Here is a 3,418-nt window from a genome sequence, read left to right on the forward strand (position 1 = left end):
CGGGAATGCGGCCGCAAAACCCGCTAGCCGTTCCCGCTTCGCCTCTACCACAGATTCTTGCCGTCGATGACCACCACCTCGACCTTGTCCAGGTCGAAATCGTCGAACAGGCGCGAATTGACGCTGATCTTCGGGTTGTCGAAATCCGGCTTCCCGGTCGACCAGTCAGGCGTCTCAGTGAAGGTGCCGCAACCGCAAATGGCGCAGAAACCATGCTTCACGGTCTTCGAGCCCCAGCGATAGAAGGAGACGTTCTCCGGCGGGCTCGTGAGCTTGAATTGCGACGGGACATAGTAGGCCCACAGCGACCCGCGCTTCGAGCAGAACGAGCATGTGCATTGCGTCACCGTCTGCGGCGCCTCGGCAACCTCGAAGGTTGTCGCCTTGCAATGGCAGCTGCCTTTGATGGTCATGAACTCACCTCTCCGTTGTCCGCCGCCCGCATTGCACGCAATTCCGAACGGAAAACCGCTTCGCACTTTTCCTGGGAATTGCTTCGTGGCAAGGCAACATAAAGAAGCCGTCCTGACAACTGTCTGGCAGCAGCTTCAGCAGAGATGTTGGCGTGCTCGAAGGCTAGTAAGAGGGCGGCGGGACGAACAGGCAGATGGTCTTGCCGGCGTCGAGCCCAGCCTGATGCGCGCACCAGTGATATTCGCCGTCGGGCGAATTCTTGATCCGCTTGTCGCTGTAGGCCACCACCTCGCCCGTGCCTTTTATGACATAGCCTTCGGGCCGCTCGCTGATCGATGACTGCGGCACTTCCTTGCAATCGAAGTTGGCACAGCAGGCAAAGGGGTATTTCCAGCCTTGTGGCACGGCCGCCGTAGGCTGGGCGTCGTGCGCGATGGCCGGCGGCGTCAGCACCGAGACAGCTCCAACAGCGAAGAGGGAGAACAACAGTCGGCCAGCCGGTCGAGCGGCTTGGGCCGATCTTGATGTGGCAGCAGACATCGAAACGTTCCTTTCGAGCATCAAGCGTTTCAGCTTGCCCGTTCCCGGAACGTGTCTTCCCAGTGGCCGGATCGTCGGTCGCAGTTTATGCCGCGTCCGGCCATAAATGCTTCTATCCCACAGCTCGGATGCTGAGCTGATTCCATAGCCAGCGCAAGAAGTGGGCGCGCCATGGCGACGCGCCGGTTTCAAGCTTCGGCGACGGAAAGGATGCGCAGACCTGGGTGGCAACTCCAGACAACGGCCTGCGCCCAGGGTGCCTAAGAACGAAGTTCCTCCAAAGGAAGTTCCGACCTTCAGCCGTCGGCGTGTTCACGATATTGCGGCAGATCGTCTGTAATCGTGAACCACGGCGCCTTTGAACCGACGAAGATATGTGCGCTCGGGCGAATGCCTGGATCGTCCATCAGCGTCCCCATGGCGACATGGACATAGGCGCCTTCGCGGACCAATGAATAGACGAGCGAGCCGCAGCGGCCGCAATGCGCGTCATGGCCGCTCTCGTCGCCGAAAATCAGCAGCCTGGTCGCCCGCGGTGAGACGGAACTTGCCGCGCTCGATGCCGGCGAAGGGCTTGAACGCCGCCCCCGTCGTGCGCCGGCAGTTGGAGCAGTGACAGTTCGCGGCATAGACGAATTCGTCCGCCACTTCATAGTGGACGGTGCCGCAGAAGCATTTTCCGGTAAGTTTGCGCGTCACCGGCTTTTCTTCCTTTGCGCAACGGCAGCATATGCCCAGATTCAGGTTAGGCTGAGCCGAGAATAGCGGTTTTCAAGAACCGGAGCGGAGCGTACTTAAGGTACGTGAGCACCGGAAGCGCAGGAAATCGCCGTTCGCAGGCCGGCCTCACCTGAATATGGGCATATCCTAATCCAGGTCCGCCACCGCTTCGCCTGCACCACCCTCGATGCGATGCGAGAGCGAAGCTTCCATGAACTCGTCGAGGTCGCCGTCGAGCACGCTCGACGGCGAGGTGCTTTCGACGCCGGTGCGCAGATCCTTCACGAGCTGATAGGGCTGCAGCACGTAAGAGCGGATCTGGTGGCCCCAGCCGATGTCGCTCTTCGACGCCTCCGTGGCGTTGGCGACCGCCTCGCGCTTCTTCAGCTCTTCCTCGTAGAGGCGCGAGCGCAGCATTTCCCAGGCCTTGGCGCGGTTCTTGTGCTGCGAGCGCTCGGCCTGGCAGGCGACCGCTATGCCGGTCGCGAGATGGGTGATGCGGACCGCCGAGTCGGTGGTGTTGACGTGCTGGCCGCCCGAGCCCGAGGAACGATAGGTGTCGATGCGCACGTCGGATTCGGAAACATTGATCTCGATCGAGTCGTCGATGACCGGATAAACCCAGACGCTGGCGAAGGAGGTGTGGCACCGCGCATTGCTGTCGTACGGCGAGATGCGCACCAGGCGGTGGACGCCGGATTCCGTTTTCAGCCAGCCATAGGCGTTGTGGCCCTTGATCAGCACGGTGGCGGACTTGATGCCCGCCTCCTCGCCGTCATGGACTTCCAGCACCTCGACCTTGAAGCGGCGGCGCTCGGCCCAGCGCGTGTACATGCGCAGAAGCATCGAGGCCCAGTCCTGGCTTTCGGTGCCGCCCGCGCCGGCATGGATTTCGAGATAGGTGTCGTTGGCGTCGGCTTCGCCGGAGAGCAGCGTCTCGACCTGCCGAGCCTTCGCCTCGCCCTGCATCGAGCGCAGCGCAGCCTCCGCTTCCGCGATGATGCCGTCGTCGCCCTCTTCCTCGCCGAGCTCGATCAGGCCGATATTGTCTTCCAGCGCCTGGGTCAGCCCCTTGACGGCGGCGATACCGTCCTCGAGCTCCTGGCGCTCCCGCATCAGCTTCTGCGCTTCGATCGGATCATTCCAGAGGCTGGAATCCTCGGCGCGCGAATTCAGGTACTCAAGCCGCTTTACAGCCTGATCCCAGTCAAAGATGCCTCCTCAGCAGGGTTATCGCCTGCCTGATTTCGTCGACAATGTTGAGCGTTTCCGCGCGCATGGCTCTTCGTTCGGTCCTGTCTTTTCGGTCTTTTCGGAATAGGCGCGATACATAGGCACGGCATCGCCGCCTGTAAAGCGAAATGGGCCGACGGTTTCGCGCCGGCCCATTCCGGATTGCAGGAGATCAGTAGAGCCCGCCGCCGCCGTCCTGGATGGCCTGGTTGGCCTGCGGCGACAGCGCGCCGCCCGAGCCGTTGGAGCCATCCGCGCCCATGCCGATCACCCAGTAGCTGTCGGCCGGACCGGTGCCGGGCTTGAACGCCTCGACGATGGTGTTGGGATCGCCTTCGGCGGCGCGCATGCCGGTCTTGCGGTTGATGGCAATGAGCTTCATGCCGTCCGGAACCTGGAAGTCGGTGTTCGGCTTGCCGTCCAGCGCCACACGCATGAAATCCTTGAAGATCGGCGCGGCGAGACCGCCGCCCGTGGCGCCCTTGCCGAGGCCGCGCGGCGTGTCGTAGCC

Annotated in this window: 3 protein-coding genes and 2 pseudogenes; all 5 read right to left on the minus strand. The window is 62.4% G+C overall.

What is annotated here, in order from left to right:
• Positions 1-44: 44 nt before the first annotated feature.
• A complete protein-coding gene (locus tag EOA27_RS28290) occupies positions 45-413 on the minus strand; it encodes a GFA family protein (RefSeq protein ID WP_071036034.1) in 369 nt (122 codons plus the stop codon).
• A gap of 163 nt (positions 414-576) precedes the next feature.
• Positions 577-954: a hypothetical protein gene (locus EOA27_RS28295; RefSeq protein ID WP_126064673.1), complete on the minus strand. Its 378-nt coding sequence runs from the start codon at positions 952-954 to the stop codon at positions 577-579.
• Between the two features lie 296 nt (positions 955-1,250).
• Positions 1,251-1,653, minus strand: a pseudogene (locus EOA27_RS28300) (GFA family protein).
• Between the two features lie 168 nt (positions 1,654-1,821).
• Positions 1,822-2,953, minus strand: a protein-coding gene (gene prfB / locus EOA27_RS28305) for a peptide chain release factor 2 (protein WP_127257785.1) whose coding sequence is annotated in 2 segments (ribosomal slippage) — positions 1,822-2,886 and positions 2,888-2,953 — 1,131 coding nt in all. Because the reading frame shifts where the segments join, the coding sequence is not laid out codon by codon here.
• Positions 2,954-3,079: 126 nt separating this feature from the next.
• Positions 3,080-3,418 (minus strand): annotated as a pseudogene (locus EOA27_RS28310) (penicillin-binding protein); the annotation flags it as partial.

It is taken from the genome of Mesorhizobium sp. M2A.F.Ca.ET.037.01.1.1 (genome assembly GCF_003998075.1).
Classification (GTDB): domain Bacteria; phylum Pseudomonadota; class Alphaproteobacteria; order Rhizobiales; family Rhizobiaceae; genus Mesorhizobium.

Excerpts from the sequence above, each read along its gene's own strand:
- EOA27_RS28290 (WP_071036034.1), bottom strand. The coding sequence starts at position 413 with ATGACCATCAAAGGCAGCTGCCATTGCAAGGCGACAACCTTCGAGGTT.
- EOA27_RS28295 (WP_126064673.1), bottom strand. The coding sequence starts at position 954 with ATGTCTGCTGCCACATCAAGATCGGCCCAAGCCGCTCGACCGGCTGGC.